Below are 21977 nucleotides of genomic sequence, written 5' to 3'. Positions count from 1 at the left end.
CAATTTGTTGCGGGGCAATTCCGGCGAATTTACTGGCTACAGACAGTTCGTTTATCGTATGATGGTAACGGAATGGAGTGAAAAGAATGTCGAAAAAAATGATCGGGCTCCTGATAGCTGCCATTTTGGTCATTGTTCTCGCAGTATGGGCCGTCTTCGATAGCCAGAAAGAAGACCGCGCGCTGAATAAAATGGCGCTTGGCAGCACGGTCGATTTTTTGCCGACCGATGAAGGCTTGGCAAAAGGCGAACTGGCTCCCGACTTTGAATTAACGACTTTGAAAGGCGAGGAAATACGCCTGTCGGATTACCGGGGCAAAGCGGTCATTCTTAATTTTTGGGCGACATGGTGCCCGCCTTGCCGCGCAGAAATGCCGCATATGCAAACTTTCTATGAGAACCAACAGGATAAAGATGTCGAAGTGGTTGCTGTCAATTTAACGACAGAGGACCGAGGCATGTCGGAAATTAAAAAATTTGTCGAAGAGTTCGACTTGAGCTTTCCGATTCCAATGGACGTGAATGGGGATATTGGTGCGCTCTACCAAGCGTTTTCCATTCCTACTTCCTATATCATAGACAGGGAGGGCCGTGTCCTGCATAAAATTGTCGGCCCAATGGATGAAGAAATGATGAATGGATTTATTGAAGAAATCAATAAGGGGGAATCATAATGACATCAATCGATACGAAATCTGTACACACAGCAGGCATGGAAGAGCGGACGATCCGCCCGAAAGTCATGCCAATCTACCAGACATCAGCTTTCTCTTTTTCTTCGTTAGAAGAGTTGGAAGGCTACTACGAAGGAAACGGAACTTATCTCTACACGCGGACAGCTAACCCGAATACAGATGCACTTGGGCAAACTGTCGCACAGCTAGAGGGCGCCCCGAAAGGTGTTGCTGCGTCTTCGGGCATGTCCGCGATACTTGCGGGCATCCTGTCTGTTGCTGAGGCGGGAGACCATATCCTCGCTGCAGAGGATGTTTACGGGGGCACTTTCCATTTGCTGAAGGAAGAATTAAAAAGACTCGGCATTACAGTCCATTTCGCGGATTTCTCGGAAACCAGTACGATTGAACAAATTTTGGTTGATTTTCCGGAAGTGAAATTGATGTTGAGTGAATCAATCACCAATCCATTTTTGCGAATTGAAGATATCGAAGGGCTTGTCCAATTAAAAAAACAATATGGCGTTAAAGTGATGATCGATAATACATTCGCGACACCTTATACGTATACGCCTTATGCACAAGGCGTGGATTTGGTCGTACATAGTTCAACCAAGTATCTTGGTGGACATAGCGATGTCACTTCAGGAGTATTGGTGGGCGATGAGGCTTTGATTGAAGAAGCCACAAAACGTGTCGTAAACCTCGGCATGAACCTAAGCCCTTTTGAAGCATGGCTGACGATACGCGGCATTAAAACATTGGCTTTGCGGATGGAGAAACAAAGTGCCAATGCCCAAGCGATCGCCGATTTTCTGCAAGACAAAGCCCGTGTTTGGTATCCGGGGAAAGGCGCAATCGTTTCGTTCGAACTTCCTGAATCAGCTGACGTCTCAGCCTTCTTTTCTTCACTCGGCTGGATCAAGATCGTTCCGACATTAGCCGGCGTCGAAACGACCGTCTCTTATCCGTTCGGCACGTCTCACCGTGCATTATCCGCTGAAGAAAAAGCGCGGATCGGCGTGACTGAGCGTGTCGTCAGGCTGTCGGCGGGAATTGAAGGCATTGAAGATATCCTCGGGCAGCTGCAGCAAGCGTTTAACTGATTGAAAAAGGTGTAGGGCAAACCCTGCATCTTTGGTACAATGGAACATAAGTTCATTTAGCTTAAGGATGGTGTCAGTGGAGTGTTAACGGATTTTTTGATGGCAATTGCCACGTTTTTTCTTAACCCTGTTTTTTATGTCGCATTATTTGCAGCGACGATGCTTGGATATTTTCGCGTCAAAAAAGAACGCCGCATTTTCCGTACACGGATCGTGTATGGCGGAACTGAATTCAAACGTTTGCTGAAAGATGGCTGGTTGTATGCGTTAATTTTATCGGTCATCGTGGCAGCTGCTGGTTTGGCGGTACCGATGGAGTGGTTGATCGCGCTCAGCATCGTGAGTATTGTTATCATGCTGACGGGTTTTTACCATCTCGCTTCTTTCGTCTATTTGGCGGGGGCGGCAGCGTTGATCGTTTGGTTATTTGAAGCTAATAATTGGAATGTCAATCTCGGGTTCGCCGAAATGACAGGCAGGGGGCTTACGGACGGCTGGCTTGTTTCAGTCGCTTTGATTGCAGGGCTTTTGTTGTTCATCGAAAGCCGTATGGTCGAAAAATCAGCTGCAGATTCCGCTTCGCCTCGCCTGCATAAATCGGCTCGTGGTTTACGTGCCGCTGCCTATATTTCGCGCCGCTTATGGCTGATACCGGCAGTTCTAGTCGTGCCCGGAGAAATGATTTCTGAATACGCACCATACTGGCCGCAGCTGCCGATCGGTGAATCGGCATTTTCCTTAATTTTGTTCCCGTTGGTATTCGGGTTTCAAGGACGCAGTAAACGCACTTTGCCCGTTTATTTGTACCCCAAAATTGCGAAATCGATCGCTTGGTCGGCTGTATTGACAATCGTTCTTGCCTTATTCGGTTTCCTTTGGCAGCCGATGGCGATCATCGCGCTTGCCGCAGGTGCATTGTTCCGTTTAGGCATTAGCATCTATTATGCTCAGAAAGAGCGCAGCGGAAATTATACTGTGACGCCTCAAGCGCAAGGCGTTATGATCATTGATGTTCTTCCGGGATCTCCGGCTGAGAAGATGGGCCTTGTGCGCGGGGAAGTCATCCGCAAAGTGAACGGCACGACCGTGACGAATGAAACGGAACTATACGAAGCCATCCAGCTCAATGCAGCGCATTGCCGCCTGGAAGTAATCGATCATAACCTGGAAATGCGTTTGCGGCAGCATGTCGTCTTCCGCCATGACCATCACCGTCTAGGTCTTTTGATTGTCGAGTAAGGAGAGAAGAGTATGGAGTCAATGGTGACCAAGTTTTTCCTATCGCTGTTTGTGCCCGGGCTTCTCGTTATCCTGTTTACGCGCGTGACATTCAACCATTATGTCGGCCTCATATTGACCGTGGCATTGATTGCCGCGGCCGTTTATGCCGGCTTCACACATACCTGGCTGTTGTTTATCGTCAACGCCGCTTCGTTAACAGCTGGTTTCTGGTATGCGAGCAATATGTATAATAAAAGAAAAAAAGCCGAAGCTCATGAAAATGAGTGACGGCTTTTTTTATTATCCGAACCAAAGTCCGTATATGGAGAGAATAGCTATAGTCCCGAGTACGACGAGGATAACGTTTGCCCCGGTAAACGCGATCACAAATGCAGAGACAGCTCCGATCACGCCGAACCAGACATTTTCTTGGATGAAAAAAACGGCTGGGAAAATCAAGGCGCCAAGCACGGCATAGGGAATATTGCGCAACACATTCTGCACAGCTTCCGGCAATTCTCGGCCTTCCAAAAAGGTTAACGGTATTGCGCGTGGAATGTAGGTAACAACGGCCATTCCAAAAATCATCCACCAAAACCAGGCACCCATCAGGCGGCAACTCCTTTCCGTGAAATCAGTTCAATAATGATCGCTGAAGCAAGAGTCGACACCATGATTGCCCAACCCGTGGAGAGCCAGCCGGTGAAGAAAAATAGCGAATTGAAGAGGGCGGCGATCAATGCCAGGCTGACGACTTTCCGGTTGCCTTTCATTGACGGCACAAGCAAGCCGACGAACATCGCATAAAGTGCGATCGACATGGACGCCTGCAGGAAACCAGGGAGGCTGGCGCCAATCAAATGGCCGAGCGAAGTGAACACTACCCAGCTTCCATAGGAAATGACGATAACACCCGCCGCAAATGAAGTGCGGATCTTGTCACCTGGCTGTGTGGCGAGTACCGTAAACGTTTCATCGGTAATGCCGAATGCGTAAAGCGCTTTTTTCCAGCGGGCATCCGGTTCCATCTTTTCATTCAATGCCGCTGTCATCAAAAAATGGCGGATGTTGACGATGAAGGTATTGACGACAATGAGTGCCGGGAGTACACCGGCTGTGATAAGGGAAAGTGATATGTACTGGGCAGCGCCAGCAAAAACGAAGATGCTCATGGCGGTCGCTTCGATGAGCGATAAACCTGTCGTTTTGGCCAGCAGCCCAAAAGTCAGCGCAACCGGGAAATAGCCGATGGCGATGCTCGTGCCGGCTTTCAGCCCCGAAGAGAATCCGTGTTCTTGCAATTTGTTTCGCTCCTTTTACCGCAAGTATTTCTCTTTTCCAAAACGGGAGAAAGAGTGTAAAGTAATTATAATAGCATAGCATATTTTTCCCTGTTATTAGATTCATTATTGAAAAATCGCGCAATTTAAAAGGAATGAGCCTATGTCGGATTTTTTTACTATGGAAAACATTGTCGAGTTAACGCAATCATACCGGGCGTTTGGCCCGTTCATCGGTTTTCTGCTGCCATTCATTGAATCGTTTTTGCCGTTCTTGCCGCTCTTCGTCTTCGTCTTCGCTAATGCGACCGCCTATGGTTTGTGGCTTGGCTTTCTCTTATCATGGGGCGGGGCAGTGGCAGGTTCGTACACTGTATTCCTGCTGATTCGCAAGTTCGGGCAAGCGCGATTCATGAATTTCATGACGCGCCATCAAAAAGTCGAAAGACTCATCCATTGGGTGGAGCGCAACGGCTTCGGCCCTTTGTTTTTGCTGCTGTGTTTCCCGTTTACGCCATCGGCATTGGTCAATTTGGTGGCCGGGCTATCGAATATTAGCCGCCATTATTATTTATTGACCTTGATGGCCGGGAAATTCGTCATGGTCTTGACGATTTCCTATGTCGGATATGATATCCGTGCCTTGTTTACTCAGCCGATTCGCACAGGTATTGTGATCGCCGTCATCGTGCTGCTGTATATTGTCGGAAAAGTTTTGGAGAAACGGCTCAATAAAAAAGTCGAAGCCGACTTCAAGAGGGCGAAAGAAGAACGTGAAAAAGAACGGCTATCTTAACGGGAAAGTCGTTCTTTTTTATCGTTTATAGTATAATAAGAACAAATGTTCTTTTTGAAAAGGGGTGCATTACATGTCTTTACGCATTGTCTACGGGCGCGCCGGAACCGGAAAAACCCGTTTTGTCCAAGAAGAAATTGCCGATAGTTTGAAAGACCAGGCAGATGGGGACCCTATATTTCTCATTGTCCCTGACCAAATGTCGTTTTCTACTGAATATCGATTGTCCGCAGCATATGGTATGAAGGGCATGATCCGTGCGCAAGCCGTAACTTTCAAGCGGCTAGCCTGGCGCGTATTGCAGGAAGTCGGCGGAATCAGCCGCAAGGAAATCGATACATTCGGCTACCGCATGTTAATCCGCAGTTTGCTCGAAGAACATAGAGATGAGTTTAATTTATTTAGAAGAGCTGCAGGTAAAAGAGGCTTCACTGATCAAATTGAACAATTAATCAAAGAATTTTCCCGTTATTGCATCGACTGCGATGAACTTGGAACCATCCGCTCATCTCTTGAAACAGCTGGGGCCCCAAGGACGCTGCAGGACAAGGCAGCGGACCTGGAGCTCATTCTGCTCGAGATCGATCGGAGGCTTGGCAAAGTGTTCGTGGATTCCGAAGGCCATCTCGGCTTATTGAGCGAAAAAATCCGCCACTCTGAGACGATCAAACATTCGGCTATTTACATCGACGGGTTTGTCAGCTTTACGGCGCGTGAGTTCCAAATCATTGAAGAGTTGCTGAAGCATGCCAAATCGGTGACGATCGTCTTGCCGATGGATGATACGAGCAGCACAGAAGACGAACAGTCGCTATTTTACCAGTCTGCCGTCACGGCAAGCCGACTTACAGATCTCGCTGCATCGGAAGGAATCGGGCTGGAACCGGAAGTATACTTGCAAGAGCCGAAACGCTTCATGAATGAAGAGCTTAGGCATATCGAACGCTTCATCGAAACCTTCCCTGCCCCGTCCATCGAAGGGCAAGGGGCCGTCGAACTGGTCGAAGCGTCCAACCGGCGGGCTGAAATCCACGAGCTTGCCCGCTCGATTCGGCAGCAAGTGATGGATGGCTGCCGTTATCATGATATTGCGGTGCTGTACCGCCAGCCGGAAGTATACGACGAATTGATCAACACTATTTTTCCGCAATACGAGATTCCTTATTTCATCAGCCAGAAGAAATCGATGCTTCATCATCCATTGATTGAATTCAGCCGTTCTGCACTCGAAGCGGTCATCGGCAATTATGCATATGAGCCGGTGTTCCGGGCATTGAAGACGGATTTGTTCTTTCCTGAAGGCAATATCAGCAAATGGCGGGAACGGGGAGACCAACTGGAGAATTTCGTCCTTGCCAATGGCATCTACGGAGACCGCTGGTTTGATGACAAGCGCTGGATCTATAAAAAATACCGAGGGCTCGAATTCCACTCCGGCATCCAGACAGACGAAGAATTGGCGCTCCAGATGGAATTGCAAACCATCCGGGATGTGGTGCGTGACCCGCTTGAGCGCTTGAAAACACGGCTCAGCGACTGCGTGACAGGCCGCGATTTTGCCACAGCGCTATTTCAGTTTATCGAAGAGCTCGATGTCTATTCGAAAATCCAATTGCTGAAAGACCGCGAAGAGGCCGATCATCAATTGCTTGCTGCGACAGAGCACGAGCAAGCGTGGAATCAATGGGTCGGCGTGCTTGACCAATTTGTCCTGATGTTCGGAGACAAAGAACTGGACCTCCAAAGCGCAGCGCGGATTCTTGATGAAGGCTTTGAAACTCTGGAGTTCTCCCGTATTCCACCTTCGCTCGATCAAGTAACCATCGCTAAAATGGACCTGGCGCGCTTGATGGATATCCGCTCAGTCTTCATCATCGGCGCAAATGACGGTGTTTTGCCACAGCGCATCGAACACGAAGGGCTCTTGACGGATGCAGAGCGCGAGTGGTTCCAAAAAATCGGCATCGAACTCGCGCCAAGTTCACGCATGCGTTTGATGGATGAAACCTATATGGCATATCGCTCGTTCTCTTCCGCTTCCGATCGGCTGAGCGTCTCTTACCCGATTGCGGACGAAGAAGGAAAAGCCTTATTGCCTTCTTTATATATCAGAAAAATTGCCGATTTGCTTCAGCTAGAGCCGAAATTGGCAGCGATCGGCCCGGAAGAGCTGCATGAGCCGGATGCATTGGAATACATTAGCCATCCGCGCGCAACGCTTTCGCATCTGGCTGCACAAATCAGGAGTGGCGAGCTTACCGGGCAGTGGCAGGCGGTGCTCGATTACTACCGCGAAGACCCGTTATGGTCGTCGATTATCAACCAAATCTTCAAGCCCTTGAGCCATGCGAAAGCTGAAAAGCTATCGGAAGAGATCGCTGAATCGCTTTACGGTGCACCGATCGCCTCAAGCGTATCCCGTATCGAGACGTACCACAGCTGCCAGTTTGCCCATTATGCAGCTTACGGCTTGAAACTCGAAGAGCGCAGCCAATACCGCTTGGCGGCGCCGGCAATGGGAGATTTATTCCATGCCGCAATCAAATGGATTTCCGATGAAGTGATGCGCCTTGGCGTTTCCTGGTCATCGCTAAGCAAAGAACAATGCGCAGATCTTGCCAAACGTGCGATCGAACAATTATCGCCTTATTTCGTCAACCAGATCTTGTTGAGTTCGCATCGCTACCGATATATTCAGTACAAGCTTGAGGGCATCATTCGCCAGACAGCGTTTATGTTGAGCAAGCATGCACAAGTATCCGGTTTCGTACCCGTCGCGCTTGAAGTGGGCTTCGGCACGAAAGAAGCGATTCCGCCGCTCGACATTCCGCTCGCGCATGGGCGCAAGATGAATGTCAGGGGGCGCATCGACCGCATCGATTCGACCGATATCGGCGGCAAGCCGTATTTACGTGTCGTCGATTATAAATCATCCAAGCAAGGGCTGGATTTGGGCGAAGTTTACCACGGCCTGGCCCTTCAAACCTTCACTTATTTGGATGTTGCCCTGACCCATTCGAAGCGCTGGCTCGGGGAGCAGGCGGAACCCGCAGGGGTGCTGTATTTCCATATGCACAACCCGATGCTGAAAATGACGAAATTACTGACCGCCGAAGAACTGGAAGAAGAACTTGCGAAGTCATTTAAGATGAATGGTTTAGTCGTGGAAGATCCGGAAGTCATACAGGCAATGGACGCGCAAATCGACGGGTATTCGAATGTCATTCCAGTGCGGCTCAACAAAAACGGTTCGGTCTCGAAAGGCTCATCGAAAACAGTTGAAAAAGACGACATGGAAACGATCCGCAAATTTGTCCGAAAAAAACACCAAGGGGCAGGAAATGGTATTCTTGACGGCAATACAGACGTTTCGCCATACCGCTTAAAAGACGACACGCCTTGCCAATTCTGCAATTTCCGCGCAGTGTGCCAATTCGACCCGAGTGACCCCGACCAGAGCTATCGCAAATTGCCGGTGTTGAGCCCCGAGCAGGCAGTGGAGAAAATACGCAAGGAGTTGAGCGCTGATGATACCGGAAAAACCGAATGATGCCACATGGACGGATGAACAATGGCAGGCGATATGGGCAAAAGGACAGGATATGCTCGTATCGGCTGCGGCCGGTTCCGGGAAAACGGCTGTCCTGATCAACCGGATGATTGAAAAAGTGCTCGATGAACAAGATCCGATATCCGTCGATGAGCTGTTGGTCGTGACGTTTACGAACGCTTCCGCAGCAGAAATGCGCCACCGTATGTCTGCAGCTTTAGAGCAGGCGGTCACGGCACAGCCCGAATCCGTTCATTTGAAAAAGCAGCTGCGGCTGATCAATAAAGCACAGATTTCGACTTTGCATTCGTTTTGCCTGCAAGTCGTGAAGCAATACGCCTATCTGCTGGAAATCGATCCCGGCTTCCGCATTGCGGGAGACACGGAAGCGGCATTGCTGCGTGACGATGTGATGGAAGCGGTGCTTGAATCCGCTTATGAAGGCGAAGGGCGCGAGAAGGTCTACAGGCTCGCGGACAGCTTCACGTCTGATCGCAGCGACCAGGCAATGGAGATCCTGCTGGGCAAATTATACGATTATTCGCGTGTGCATCCTGAACCGGAGCAATGGCTTGAACAATTGCCGACGCTTTACGATGTACCGGAACATGCCACGATCGACGACCTGCCGTTTATGGAAGACTTGAAGATGACAATACGTCATAGTTTTGAAGCGGCGCTTGATTTGCTGGATGAAGGATGGGAATTGGCCACTCGCCCCGACGGCCCTGCCGTACTGGAAGAGAATTTCCGAATGGACGCCACGCTGATTCGCGCCGCACTTGATGCATTGGATGAATCATGGGCATCGCTTCATGCTTATGCACGAAACATTAAATGGGAGCGTTTAGCATCTGTAAAAAAGGATTCCTGCGACCCGCAGCTGGCGGAAGAAGCCAAAGCACGGAGAAATGAAGCGAAGAAACTATTCAATGATGCAAAAGAGGGTTATCTTACCCGCACACCTGAACGCCTGCTTGAGGAGATGCGCGAAATGGCGCCGCTTATGCGGACATTGGTCGATTTGACGAAACGTTTTGCGGAAGAATACAAGGCCCTTAAAATTGACCGCGGTTTGGTGGATTTCTCGGATTTGGAACATTATGCACTGGAAATCCTGAGCGACGGCGGGGAACCTTCCGCAATCGCACAGGATTACCGCACGCGCTTCAAAGAAGTTTTGGTTGATGAATACCAGGATACGAACATGCTGCAGGAAACGATACTCGGCCTGGTGAAGTCCAGGTCAGAACAAGACGGTAATTTATTCATGGTAGGGGACGTTAAACAGTCCATCTACCGCTTCCGTTTGGCGGAGCCGATGTTGTTCTTGGGCAAGTATTCCCGCTTTAGCCGTAAAGCTGAAGGAACGGGTCTTAGAATCGATTTAAATGCCAATTTCAGAAGCCGCAAAGAAGTGCTCGATGGCACCAATTACATCTTTTCACAGATCATGGGCGAGCGCGTCGGTGAAATCAGCTATGATGAAGATGCGGCATTGAAGCCGAAAGCTCCTTATCCCGAAGAAGATGTGCCGATCCACTTGACGCTTATCCATGAACCGAAAATGGAAGAAGGGGAAGAAATGCCCGTCGACATGGATAAGTCGCAATGGGAAGCCCGTTGGATTGCGCAGAAGATCCGCCATATGATGGATGCGGGAACGCTTGTGCACGATCCATGGAGCGGGAAAGAGCGCCCGCTTGAATACCGCGATATTGTTGTATTGATGCGCTCAATGACTTGGTCGGGCGACTTTTCCGACGAATTCAAAATGGCTGGTGTGCCCCTTTATGCGGAGTTGAGCGGCGGGTATTTCGATGCTCTTGAAGTGATGATCATGCTCAATACATTGCGCGTCATCGATAACCCATATCAGGATATTCCGCTTGCCGCCGTTTTGCGCGCGCCGTTTTTCGGCCTACAGGAAAACGAGTTGGCAGCGATCCGCCTTGCCGATGCAAAAGGAACTTTTTACGATGCATTGAAAGCGTTTATCCGCATCGGCACAATGGATGAAGCGACTCGACTCAAACTGGCCCGCTTTACGGACAGCCTTCGTACTTGGCGGGATTTAGCACGCAGGGGCTCGTTGTCAGAATTGATTTGGAAAGTGTACCTGGACACGAATTACTATGAAATGGCGGGTGCCATGTCGAACGGCAAGCAGCGCCAAGCGAATCTGCGCGCCCTTCATGACCGAGCACTCGAATACGAGAAAACCGCTTTTCGCGGATTGTTCCGATTCCTGCGCTTTATTGACCGCATGCGGGAGCGCGGAGATGATCTTGGGACGGCAAAATCATTGAGCGAAAAAGAAAATGTCGTTCGGCTTATGACCGTCCATAAATCGAAAGGTCTGGAATTTCCGGTGGTCTTTTTTGCAGGGACAGGAAGGACGTTCAATGAAATGGATTTCCACAAACCCTATTTATTCGACCAGCAGTATGGACTTGCGGTTAAGGCCGTCAATCCCGATACGCGCATTGAATATACCTCACTGCCTTATCTTGCTGTTAAAGAAATGAAGCAATTGCAGATGAAGGCCGAGGAAATGCGGGTCTTGTATGTAGCGATGACGCGTGCGAAAGAAAAGCTCTACTTAACTGCCTCTATAAAAGACATCGACCGGTTGCTGGAGAAGTGGAAAACAGCTTCCGGGGACGTGCTGTTGCCCGATTTTAAACGTTCGCGTGCAAAATCCTATTTGGATTGGATCGGCCCTGCCGTTTCAAGACATCCCGATGCAGAGGCGCTGCATGTAGGCGGCGAAGTGCTCGAGCATCATTCACGCTTCCACATCGATATTGTTGAGACCGTTTCCTTGGAAGAGCCTCAGCCTTTACTTGAAGCGCAACAAGACCGGCCGGAAGCAGAAGCGGATGCGGCATTGATTCACAGTCGATTCGACTTCATTTACCCTCACCAGGCAGCTGTTGAAAAACGTTCCAAACAATCGGTGACGGAAATGAAGCGGCTGCAGTTATTGCAGCGTTCGGATGAGCCGGAATCGTTCATTCAACATTATCAGCCGAAAGCGCAAAAAAAAGCACCACACCGACCGGATTTTCTGATGGACCGCAAACTGTCAGCGGCAGATATCGGAACAGCAGTCCATACCGTCATGCAGCATTTGCCGCTTGAGCGGCAGATGGATGTGGAGGAAATCCGGCAGTTCCTCGATGAGTTGACAGGTCGCGAAATTCTGACGAAGGAAGAAGCTCAGGCGGTCAAAGCCGAACAAGTCGAAGCATTTTTCCATAGTACGATCGCACAGCGCCTGATGAACGCCGAGGATGTCAGACGGGAAGTGCCTTTTACGTATGCGCGCGCTGATGAAGACGGCGACCATCAGATCGTCCAAGGGATCGTCGATTGCCTGTTCAAGGAAAATGGGGAATGGATCCTGCTCGATTATAAAACAGATCAAACGCGCGGGATGGCCAATGTCCAATCCGCCATGAAAGAACGCTACACAATCCAATTGTCGGTTTACCAAGAAGCGGTGGAAGCGATTTTGCGCATTGCGATCAAAGAGCGTATCTTGTATCTATTCTCAACAAATGAAGAAGTGGAAGTCTAGGAGGATTATTTTGAAATTACAGCCGATCTCTTTACGTGAACGGGTGGATGCCATCGATTTGATGAGGGGATTTTCGTTATTCGGAATCCTGCTCATCAACATGCTGGCCTTCCACACGCCTTTAAGTTATATCGATCCGTATAAATGGTTTAGCGGCAATATGGACCAAACCATTTTCACCGGTTTGGACATTTTCGTTCAGGCCAGTTTTTATCCGTTATTCGCAATGTTATTCGGATACGGCTTGATGATGCAATTCTTGCGGGCTCAAGGACAAGGGCAGCCATTTTTGCCGGTAGCCATCAAGCGGCTGGTGATCTTATTGGGATTTGGGATCATCCATGCATTCTTCATTTGGTATGGAGATATTTTAATTACCTATGCACTTATGGGCTTGTTGTTGATCGGTATGCTCAGTTTGCCGGCAAACTGGCTTCTTGGCCTTGGCATACTGATCTACACATTGCCTCATTTGATGTTCACCGCCATTATGTTTATTTCGGTCATGGCAGATCCGAATATTTATATTGGTTATCAGGAAGCCGAGCAGTCCATTGCAGCATATGGCTCAGGGAGTTTCGCTGAAATTTTCAGCAGGCGGCTGACGGATTGGTATTATGGCAACAATCCATTCAGTTTTATCATTTATGTAGTCACCATCTTGCCATTGATGATGGTGGGCGCAGCAGCGGCTAAGTGGCAGATGATTGAACAAGTAGCCAATAAGAAAAAGACGTGGCTGATATTGACCTTTAGTTCGCTTGCTATCGGCTTATTGCTGAAATCAACTCCTTATCTATTCGACACCAATTATGCGTTCCAATATGTCCAGGAAATGTTTGGAGGCCCATTGGTGGCGGTAGGTTATGCAGGGCTCATCGCGTTATTGTCGATGAACCTTAATTTCATGAAGGCTTTATCTCCGGTGGTCAAAGCGGGGAGGATGTCGATGACGATTTACATTACGCAATCTATCATTGCGACGTCGATTTTTTATTCCTTCGGGCTCGGCTTGTATGGGCAAGTGGATCTATTGACCGGGACATTGATCGCTGTCGGTATATTCATTGTCCAATTGATCTTTGCGGAGCTTTGGTTCAGCAAATTCAAACGGGGGCCAATCGAAATGGTCTGGCGCCGTTGGACTTACGGAAGAAATTTTGAAAAAAGCAACAATTCAAAACGATGAATGTGTATAATGAATGCAATCACAGAAAAGGAGTGTTTGACGAATGAAACTTCTATCGTTTCGCTTTCAAGGAGAAGAACGTTTTGGACCAAAAGTAAAAAAAGAAGAAGCCGTGTGGGATGTCCTCGCCATCCAGGAGCAGCTGGAAGTATTGCCGGAATTTCCGGAAAAGCTGATTGATGGAGTATCGCAAGGAATGGAGTTTGTGGAACAGATCCGCAAATTGACGGAGGCGGCTGTCCAATCGGAAACCCCTGAGCAATTCAAACACTCTTTTTCGGAAATCGAATGGCAGGCACCTGTCCCAAGACCTCCGAAAAACTTTATCTGCATCGGCAAGAACTATGCTGACCACGCAGAAGAAATGGGCGGGCAGGCACCGGCAGATATGGTCGTTTTCACAAAAGCCCCGAATACGGTCGCTGCCGACGAAGAAACGGTCTCTGTGCATGCAGAGGTGACCGATTCGTATGATTACGAAGGCGAATTAGCTGTCGTAATCGGCAAGGCCGGGCATAAGATTCCAAAACAGCTGGCCTACGATCATGTCTTCGGTTATACTATCGCGCTCGATTTGACAGCGCGCGACCTTCAGGAAAAACACCAGCAGTATTTCCTTGGGAAAAGCTTGCCAGGTTCTTGCCCGATGGGTCCATATCTGGTCACGAAGGATGAAATCCCACAATCGCAGAATTTGTCACTTGTGACGAAAGTGAACGATGAAGTTCGTCAAAATGGCAATACGGAAAATATGATCCGACGCGTGGACGAGTTGATTGCAGAAATTTCCAAATCGGTGGCGCTTGAGCCGGGCGATGTCATTTTGACCGGAACCCCGGCTGGCGTCGGCAAAGGATTCAATCCGCCGAAGTTTTTGAAAGCGGGCGATACAATTAAAGTATCGATCCAGTCAATCGGTACACTCGTCACACATTTGTCATAAGGAACAATCACTTTCAGTGGTCCTGCATGTGGTAAACTTGAGAGGACTATATTAAATGAGGTGAGCTTTTGGGATTTTTAACTGATACAACGCATCTACACATCACTACTTGGGTAGTGGGCATCGTGCTTTTCCTCGTGGCTGCATTTATGCACCGCGACAGCAAAGGACGTAAAATCGTCCACATGATCACGAGACTGCTTTACGTTTTGATCATCATTACTGGGCTGACTTTGTTCATCGAGCATTCGTCATATGATGCCATGCTTTACGGCTTGAAATTCCTATTCGGGCTATTAACTATCGGCATGATGGAAATGGTCCTCGTGCGTGGCAAGAAACAAAAGCCGGTAACCTTGTTCTGGGCATTGTTTGCAGTATTCTTGCTCGTGACTTTATTCCTCGGCTTCAAATTGCCGATCGGCTTTAACTTCTTGGCATAAAATGGCCGTTTTATCTAATTGAAAGCTGCACGTTCCTTGTTGGTTTTGGTAGTGCACCCCAAAAGTTAGAGTTCAAATCTAACTTTTGGGGTGTTTTTATATGGCGAAATATAGCGAAGAATTTAAGTTGAAGCTAGTGAAGGAATACGCAGAAGGAAAGTTGGGGTATAGACGCTTAGCCCACAAATACGGCTTGCCAGATCCCTCTCCGATTATGCGCTGGGTTCGGGCGTATCAGGAGTTTGGCCTTAAAGCCTTGCGGAGAAAGCAGACAAAACAAGTGTATTCTGTTCAATTCAAAGTGGATGTATTACACTTTATGGAACACACAGGTGCTTCTTACCAAGACGCAGCGCTCCATTTCAAGATGAACAATCCTTCACTCATTGTGAATTGGAACCGTCGAGTTCTGGCGAAAGGGGTAAAAGGCCTGGAAGCACGAGCGAAAGGACGGCCCTCCATGTCAAAAAGACCAAAACCGATCAAGAACGAAAAGCCCCTGTCTCGGGAAGCGCAATTGGAACGGGAGAATGAGCTCCTTCGTTTGGAAGTGGCGTATTTAAAAAAGTTAAAAGCTTTCCAGGAGAATCCGGATGCCTTCCTCGAAAAGCACAAGCAGCGCTGGCGTTCGAACTCCACGAAGAAGGATTCCGATTAACGGATGTGTTAAACATCGTCGATCTTCCAGATGCGACCTACCATTACCATCGCCAGCGATTCGATTGCGAAGACCCGGACCGGGAGTGGAAAACAGTGATCCGGATGCTCTTCGAGAAGCACCAAGGCCGTTACGGATACCGACGGATTCATTTGGAATTGCGAGCACAGGGATACGACATCAATCATAAGAAAGTCCAGCGTCTCATGCGAGACTTGGGATTGAACTGCGTGAAGTTCATCCGGAAATCCCGCTACAAGTCGTATAAGGGGAAAGTCGGAACCCTCGCTAAAAACCGGATGAACCGCAGGTTTTCCACACCGTATGCCCTGCAAAAACTGACAACAGATGTGACCGAGTTCAAATGTACGGGCGAACAAAAACTTTATTTAAGTCCAGTGATGGATCTCTATAACGGCGAAGTCATTGGGTTCAGTATGGCCAAACGACCGACGCTGGAATTCGTGATGGAATCACTTAACCAAGCCCTGCCAGTGATTCAGGAACAAGCGGTTTACCGGACCACCCTCCATTCCGATCAAGGGTGGCATTACCAGCACGTTGCCTGGGTGAAAGCGTTGAAAAAACAACGCATCTTCCAGAGCATGTCCCGAAAAGGGACCTGTGCCGACAATGCGGCCATGGAAAATTTCTTTGGTCTCCTAAAGCAAGAGATGTATTACGGAGAAACGTTGGTTTCGTATGAAGAGTTAAAACAGCGGATTGAACACTATATCGATTACTACAACAATGAACGCATTAAACAAAAATTGGCCGGCATGAGCCCGGTGAAATACCGAGCTCATGCCAGCCAATTAGCTGCATGAACTAAACTCTAACTTTAAGGGGTCACTACCTTTACTGACAGGGAACGTGCAGCTTTTTTTGCGTTGTCATCAGAATAGGAAAAATCGGGCCATTCGTCCGGCGAATTTCACAGTTTGGACGAAACTAGGCGTAAACAGCTGCGCTTTCACGAATATGACATAGCGGCAGGCAGGCGAGTTTGATAAAATAGACCGGGTGAGCATCATCTTGGCCTCATTGAAGGAGGAGTACGGACTTGAAGAGAAAAACTATGATTTGGGCGTTGGCAGCAGCCTTGTTATTGCCGTCAATAGCCGGTGTGGCAGCTGAAGAGACCCGCACAATTGAAGACGAAAGCATCTATGACGTTCTCGTAGACCGCTATTTCAATAAACAGATCCAGAACGATTATGAAGTGGATTCCACTGATCCGGCATCGTTCAGCGGCGGTGATTTCTCAGGAATGGAAAGCGAACTAGCACACGTCCGGGATATGGGCTTCACGATGCTGTCGGTCGGTCCAGTGTTCCAAACTGCAAGCTACGATGGGCGGCAAGTGCTGGATTATAGCCAATTGGAACGCCATTTCGGAACGGCTGAAGAATTTCAGTCGCTCATCGATGAAGTGCATGAAGGCGACATGAAAGTCATCGTCGACTTGCCGACGCAAGAAGTGAGCGTAGATCACGTGTGGGCGCAGGAAAATCCGGATTGGTTCACTGATAATGGGGACCAGACGCTTTCGCTCGATACAGGCAATGAAGAAGTTCAACAGGCCTTGATCGAAATGTTCAGCGATTTCCGTGATACCTATGGAATAGATGGAGTCCGTCTGCAGGATTCAGAGGAACTGGACCCGGCATTCGTCGAAAATTTCTCTGAAGCCATTAAGCAGCAGGAAGGGTTCTACGTGCTGGCAGATGCCGAAATGGAGAGCCAGGCTGGATTTGACGCGGTCGTGCAAGAAGGTGTGGAACAGACGCTCCGAGACAGCTATCGTAATTTTGACCAGTCTTTAGCCGAGGTCCCTGAATTGATGCAGCAAGCGGAAGGAAAATTGATCCGTGTCGATTCACTCGACGGTTCACGCTTCACATCGGACATTGTCGAATCGAGAGGCTATCCGCCGACGCGCTGGCGCATGCTGTTTGCGCAATTATTGACGATGCCGGGCATTCCGGTCGTCCAGTATGGTTCTGAAACTGCGATGAACGGCGAAACCTTGCCGGAATCGCACCAAATTTTGGACATGGCGGTTGAAAAGGAATTAATCGACTATATCACCAATCTGAACTCATTGCGCAATTCCTCTGAAGCATTGCGCACAGGCGACTTGGAGCTGCTACATGAAGAAGAGGGCTGGATGGTTTATAAGCGTTCAAACGAAGAAGAGTCGTGGATCGTTGCCATCAATAACTCATCGGAAACGAAAAGCTTGAGTTTGGCGCCGGATGTCATCGGTGAAGGTATGGAACTTCGCGGACTGTTTGAGAGCGATATCGTCCGCCCGGATGAAGATGGGCAGTACCGTCTCACCTTGGACCGTGAATTGGCGGAAACCTACCATATTACAGAAAAACGCGGACTGAATACGGCTTATATCGTCACTCTTGGGCTAATGTACTTGATTTTCATGGGCTTTTTATGGATTGTCTGGAAAAAGGGCAAGCAGCGGAAAGCTGATGAAGCAGCTAACCAAAATAAATAATTAAAAGGCTGTAGACAGGCAATGACCTGTTCACAGCTTTTTTTTGCATAAAAAAACACCTGTTTCCAGGCGCTTTCAGTAGAAAATCAGTCGAATGCTTTATAGCCGATCATGTTGACGGGATCTTTTGGTGAAGAAAAGGGAGGAGCGTAACAGAGTTCAAGCGCTTGCAAATCATCGACGGTCAATCCTCCATAAATTGCGGTTGCTATTACATCGATACGCTTGTCGACGCCTTTTCCTCCAACACATTGTGCGCCTAAAATCTGTCTAGTTTCGGGGTTATAATGGACTTTTAAGGTCAGTTTTTCATGATCCGGATAATAACCCGCGTTCGAGTTTCCGGTATGGATAACTTTTTTTGCGATGAGTCCTTTTTCTTTGATTGCTGTTTCTGTCAGCCCAGTCATCGCTGCATCCAAATCGAAAACTTTCAAGGCAGAAGTGCCGAGCAGCCCTTTTTTCGCAATCGGGTTGCCGGTAATATGCTGCGCGACGAGAAAAGCTTGGCGGTGCGCAGGCCAAGCGAGCGGGACGCGTTTTGGGTCTCCGGTAATAAAATCGAAATTCTCCGACGCGTCTCCAATGGCGTAGATTGATTCATCGTCGGTCTGCATGAAGTCATTGGTCCGGATTCCTCCGGTTTCACCGATGCTGAGCCCGGCGTTTTCAGCGAGTTCGGTATTCGGTTTCAAGCCGATGCTCATGATGACAAAATCGGTTTCCAGACTCTTTCCATTGGATAAATGGACGTTTCGATCATCAATCTTTTCGATGACGGTGTCAGTGAGGACTTGGACGCCATTTTTCTCCAGTTCGGCATGCAACATCTGTGACAGGTCCTCGTCTAAAATCGATAGGATGGCGCTCGACTTATGGACGATATCGACTTCCAGGCCGAGATGCTTGAGGTTCTCTGCCATTTCAAGTCCGATAAATCCAGCACCTGAAATGACACAACGCGAAGGCTTTTCATGCTGGATATAGGAATGGATGGCTTGCATATCCCTATAACTGCGCAGCGTAAAAACGCGGCTCTTCTGTGAGCCTTCAATTTCCGGCATGATGGCGCTGCCGCCGGGAGACAAAATCAACACGTCATAGGAATCATCGAATTCCTCACCGTTTTTCAAATTGCGGACGCGAATTTTTTTCTCGGAACGGTGGATTTCCAAAACTTCGTGTTCGAGCCTGACATCGACATTTCGTTTTTGCTGGAACTGTTCCGGGTCGGCCATCAGGAGCGAAGTTTCGTCTTTAATGACCTCGCCAATTACATACGGCGTTCCACAAGCGGCATAAGACATCGTCGAATCCCTGTCATATACCGTAATAGCCATATCCTTATCATAAAAACGGAGTTGGCTTGCGGCAGTTGCACCCCCGGCCACTGCGCCGACTATAATCACTTTTTTCATCAACAGTCCACTCCTCAATCGGTTTTATTAAAGAAGAACAAGGCGAGCGTGCCCGGTCCTGTATGAGCGCCGATCACCGAACCGATCATGTGGATTTCGATTTCTTTCGGATTGTAAGCAGCTTCGATTTCGCTTTTCAAGGTGTTGGCGAACTCCAGGTCATCGGCATGGCTGATGGCAATCACTTGCTGGTCCAAATTGCTTCCGCGCTCTTTCATCAGTTCAACCATCCGCTTAATGACTTTTTTGCGCCCGCGTAATTTCTCGATCGGCACGAGCTTACCATCTTCGACATGAAGCAAAGGTTTGATATTCAATAAGCCGCCGACAAATGCGCTGCCTTTTGAAATACGGCCGCCTTTTGCCATGTAATCCAAATCTTCAACCGTGAACAGGCTTTCGAGATGGTCGGCCTTGAAACGCACTTTTTGGATGATCGCCTCGTGGTTTTCACCGGCATTGCGCAATTTCACGGCTTCTTTAACAAGCAGGCCATAGCCAAGTGAAGCCGCTTTGGAATCGACGATCGTCAAATTCAAATCCGGGTATTCTTCGCGCACTTGATCTGCCACCATCACCGCAGTGGAATAAGTTCCAGACAACTCCGAGGAAAAAGCAATGTAAAATCCCTGTTCTCCATCTTTTGCTAATTGTTCAAATGCCTTGAGCATTTCTTCCGGAGAAGCTTGAGACGTTTTCGGGTGGACGCCGGAACGGATGGTATCATAAACTTTCATGGAGTCGATGGTCCGGATATCTTCATATTCGTCCTCTCCGATATGGACGCGCAAAGGAAACAGGACGACTTGTTCCTGCTCAAAAAAAGCTTTTGGTAAATCAGATGCGCTATCTGCAAATAATCTCATGGATCTTCCTCCTTTAGAGTTTCAGTTTCAAGCGGTCCATCAGCAATTCTGCGATGCCGTCTTCATTATTGGTCAAGGTGATTTCGTTGGCGATATTTTTCAAAGGTTCAATGGCATTGCCCATGGCGACACCGACGCCTGCAAAATCGAGCATTTCCAAATCATTGTCTTCGTCACCGAATGCGATGATATGCTCTTTTGAAATACCCAGTGATTTTGAGACGCGGTCGATGCCGACAGCTTTGTTCATGCCTGAGCGAACGATTTCAATGACGTGCCAAGGTGCGCCCCAGCGTCGGTGGTCAATGACTTCCGCGTGCACTTCTGACAAATGGTCATGGATGGCGTGGACTTTCTCGTACGGTGCATGAATGAGCATCGACGTCGGATCCGTTTTTAAGTAATTGCGCAGGTCCCCTGTCGTGATGCTCGGGTCACCGAAGCTAAAAATGTCCATCAGTTTCTCATCATGGTGGTGGACATAGACATCATCCATCACTTCCGCTACGATGTTGTGGAAATCGAAATCGTGCATGGACTCCACGACTTCGTGTACGACATCCAAGCCGATCGGGCTGTGATGAAGTCCCCAGCGTTCATCGTTCGGGTGGTGGACAAAAGCTCCGTTGAAATTGACGATCGGCGTAGTGAGGCCGAGTTCACGGTAGTAGATTTCACTCGCACGGTATGGCCGACCCGTAGCGATCATCACTTGGTGGCCAGCTTGTTTCGCTTGATTTAAAATTGTTTTGGTTTTAGCTGAAATGACTTTTTGGTCGGTCAATAATGTCCCGTCCAAGTCGAGTACGATTAAATGTTGTTTCATAAAAAATCCGGCTCCCTTCTATCTATCTTCAGTTTAGCGATAACAATGGCTATCCGTCAAAAAAAGCTGACGGCAGGGGCTTAATTTGCGGGAATAGAGAAAAATTGGTAGGATTTAGGGTGAGGAGTGAAGCGCATGAAAGTAGCAAACGAATTATGGGGAAACATCCCGATCTTACATATAACACCTGAAAGCCATGAAGGCGGCCCGTTGCCGACTGTCATCTTTCTGCACGGGCACACAAGTGCCAAAGAACATAATTTACATTATGCTTGGCAATGGGCTAAAAAAGGGGTTCGTGTCATCTTGCCGGATGCGCTGCTTCACGGGGAGCGGGATCAATCGCTCGATGAAGTCCAGATCAGCCTGCGCTTTTGGGAAATCGTCTTGACGTCCATCGAAGAACTCGGATTCATACACGAAGAATTGCACAAACGCCAATTGACCAGTGGGGAACCGGCTGTCGGAGGTACGTCGATGGGCGGCATCACGACGCTTGGTGCATTGACGGCCTATCCGTGGATTAAAGCGGCAGCTGTCATGATGGGTTCAGGAAATTACGTGGAGCTCGCGAAAGCGCAAATGCGGCAATACGAGTCGCGCGGTTTTGATTTGCCGCTCACTGATGAGGAACGCGAAGGCATGCTTCAGGCACTGTCCCGTTTTGATAGCAGTTTGAACCGGCCATCATTCGGCGGCCGCCCAGTCTTTTTCTGGCACGGGGTGAAAGACCCGACCGTTCCTTTTGAACCGACTAACCGGCTTTTCCATGCCCTGCAGCAGGATTACGCTGCCTATCCTGAACGCCTGGCATTCATGAAAGAAACGGAAGCTGCGCACGCGGTCAGCCGTAAAGGGATGCTCGCGGCGACTGCCTGGATCGCCGACCGCCTAAGTGAATAAGCAAGT

The 21977-nt window shown here is 48.8% G+C and carries 19 protein-coding genes; 14 read left to right on the top strand and 5 right to left on the bottom strand.

The window, feature by feature from the left end; all coding sequences use genetic code 11:
• Nucleotides 1–86: 86 nt before the first annotated feature.
• The 4 genes from G3255_RS11815 to G3255_RS11800 all read left to right on the top strand — a co-directional run bounded on the left by G3255_RS11815 (nucleotide 87) and on the right by G3255_RS11800 (nucleotide 3289).
• Entirely contained in the window at nucleotides 87–674 is a 588-nt protein-coding gene (locus G3255_RS11815; RefSeq protein WP_211654635.1) for a redoxin domain-containing protein, read from the top strand.
• On the top strand, nucleotides 674–1780 hold the full coding sequence (locus G3255_RS11810; RefSeq protein ID WP_211654634.1) for a trans-sulfuration enzyme family protein: 1107 nt from the start codon (nucleotides 674–676) through the stop codon (nucleotides 1778–1780). Before G3255_RS11815 ends, G3255_RS11810 begins: the two co-directional genes overlap by 1 nt.
• An 81-nt stretch (nucleotides 1781–1861) precedes the next feature.
• Entirely contained in the window at nucleotides 1862–3019 is a 1158-nt protein-coding gene (locus G3255_RS11805) for a PDZ domain-containing protein (protein WP_349291435.1), read from the top strand.
• Between the two features lie 12 nt (nucleotides 3020–3031).
• Nucleotides 3032–3289 (top strand): CsbA family protein, encoded by a 258-nt coding sequence (locus G3255_RS11800; RefSeq protein ID WP_058383368.1) that lies wholly within the window; start codon nucleotides 3032–3034, stop codon nucleotides 3287–3289.
• Between the two features lie 12 nt (nucleotides 3290–3301).
• On the opposite strand, the gene G3255_RS11795 is transcribed toward G3255_RS11800, so the two are convergent.
• Complete coding sequence (locus G3255_RS11795; RefSeq protein ID WP_211654633.1) at nucleotides 3302–3610, bottom strand: AzlD domain-containing protein; 309 nt, start codon at nucleotides 3608–3610, stop codon at nucleotides 3302–3304.
• Complete coding sequence (locus G3255_RS11790; RefSeq protein ID WP_211654632.1) at nucleotides 3610–4302, bottom strand: AzlC family ABC transporter permease; 693 nt, start codon at nucleotides 4300–4302, stop codon at nucleotides 3610–3612. Before G3255_RS11790 ends, G3255_RS11795 begins: the two co-directional genes overlap by 1 nt.
• A 160-nt stretch (nucleotides 4303–4462) precedes the next feature.
• Here G3255_RS11790 and G3255_RS11785 point away from each other — a divergent pair, with 160 nt between their 5' ends.
• The 9 genes from G3255_RS11785 (at nucleotide 4463) to G3255_RS11745 (ending at nucleotide 17958) form a co-directional block, all read left to right on the top strand.
• On the top strand, nucleotides 4463–5077 hold the full coding sequence (locus G3255_RS11785) for a TVP38/TMEM64 family protein (RefSeq protein ID WP_249222114.1): 615 nt from the start codon (nucleotides 4463–4465) through the stop codon (nucleotides 5075–5077).
• Nucleotides 5078–5150: 73 nt separating this feature from the next.
• Nucleotides 5151–8627: a helicase-exonuclease AddAB subunit AddB gene (addB, locus tag G3255_RS11780; protein ID WP_211654630.1), complete on the top strand. Its 3477-nt coding sequence runs from the start codon at nucleotides 5151–5153 to the stop codon at nucleotides 8625–8627.
• Nucleotides 8605–12210: a helicase-exonuclease AddAB subunit AddA gene (gene addA / locus G3255_RS11775; protein ID WP_211654629.1), complete on the top strand. Its 3606-nt coding sequence runs from the start codon at nucleotides 8605–8607 to the stop codon at nucleotides 12208–12210. Before addB ends, addA begins: the two co-directional genes overlap by 23 nt.
• A gap of 10 nt (nucleotides 12211–12220) precedes the next feature.
• Nucleotides 12221–13399, top strand: a complete 1179-nt coding sequence (locus G3255_RS11770) for a DUF418 domain-containing protein (RefSeq protein WP_211654628.1) — start codon at nucleotides 12221–12223, stop codon at nucleotides 13397–13399.
• A 43-nt stretch (nucleotides 13400–13442) separates the two neighbouring features.
• On the top strand, nucleotides 13443–14342 hold the full coding sequence (locus G3255_RS11765) for a fumarylacetoacetate hydrolase family protein (RefSeq protein WP_211654627.1): 900 nt from the start codon (nucleotides 13443–13445) through the stop codon (nucleotides 14340–14342).
• 68 nt (nucleotides 14343–14410) lie between these two features.
• Nucleotides 14411–14785 carry a YisL family protein gene (locus G3255_RS11760; RefSeq protein WP_211654626.1) on the top strand — a complete coding sequence of 125 codons (375 nt, stop codon included), beginning with the start codon at nucleotides 14411–14413 and terminating at the stop codon, nucleotides 14783–14785.
• A 100-nt stretch (nucleotides 14786–14885) separates the two neighbouring features.
• The gene (locus G3255_RS11755) at nucleotides 14886–15443 is read left to right on the top strand and encodes a helix-turn-helix domain-containing protein (RefSeq protein WP_211654625.1); all 558 of its coding nucleotides are present in this window, start codon (nucleotides 14886–14888) and stop codon (nucleotides 15441–15443) included.
• Nucleotides 15407–16270, top strand: a complete 864-nt coding sequence (locus G3255_RS11750; RefSeq protein ID WP_211655846.1) for an IS3 family transposase — start codon at nucleotides 15407–15409, stop codon at nucleotides 16268–16270. The genes G3255_RS11755 and G3255_RS11750 overlap by 37 nt, the downstream gene beginning before the upstream one ends.
• A 236-nt stretch (nucleotides 16271–16506) precedes the next feature.
• On the top strand, nucleotides 16507–17958 hold the full coding sequence (locus tag G3255_RS11745; protein ID WP_249222113.1) for an alpha-amylase family glycosyl hydrolase: 1452 nt from the start codon (nucleotides 16507–16509) through the stop codon (nucleotides 17956–17958).
• Nucleotides 17959–18044: 86 nt separating this feature from the next.
• Here G3255_RS11745 and G3255_RS11740 read toward each other — a convergent pair whose 3' ends face one another.
• From G3255_RS11740 to G3255_RS11730, 3 genes are read right to left on the bottom strand one after another with little or no spacing between them, the layout of a single operon-like run.
• Nucleotides 18045–19376, bottom strand: coding sequence for a CoA-disulfide reductase (locus tag G3255_RS11740; protein ID WP_211654624.1), 1332 nt, complete (start codon nucleotides 19374–19376; stop codon nucleotides 18045–18047).
• Between the two features lie 14 nt (nucleotides 19377–19390).
• Complete coding sequence (locus G3255_RS11735) at nucleotides 19391–20242, bottom strand: DegV family protein (protein ID WP_211654623.1); 852 nt, start codon at nucleotides 20240–20242, stop codon at nucleotides 19391–19393.
• Between the two features lie 13 nt (nucleotides 20243–20255).
• On the bottom strand, nucleotides 20256–21068 hold the full coding sequence (locus G3255_RS11730; protein ID WP_211654622.1) for a Cof-type HAD-IIB family hydrolase: 813 nt from the start codon (nucleotides 21066–21068) through the stop codon (nucleotides 20256–20258).
• Nucleotides 21069–21203: 135 nt separating this feature from the next.
• Here G3255_RS11730 and G3255_RS11725 point away from each other — a divergent pair, with 135 nt between their 5' ends.
• Nucleotides 21204–21971, top strand: coding sequence for an alpha/beta fold hydrolase (locus tag G3255_RS11725; protein WP_211654621.1), 768 nt, complete (start codon nucleotides 21204–21206; stop codon nucleotides 21969–21971).
• Nucleotides 21972–21977 lie beyond the last annotated feature (6 nt).

Origin of the sequence: Planococcus sp. MSAK28401 (genome assembly GCF_018283455.1) — a bacterium.
GTDB lineage: Bacteria > Bacillota > Bacilli > Bacillales_A > Planococcaceae > Planococcus > Planococcus alpniumensis.
The sequence above is the reverse complement of the archived record's forward strand: the minus strand, read 5'-3'. Positions and strand labels throughout refer to the sequence as shown.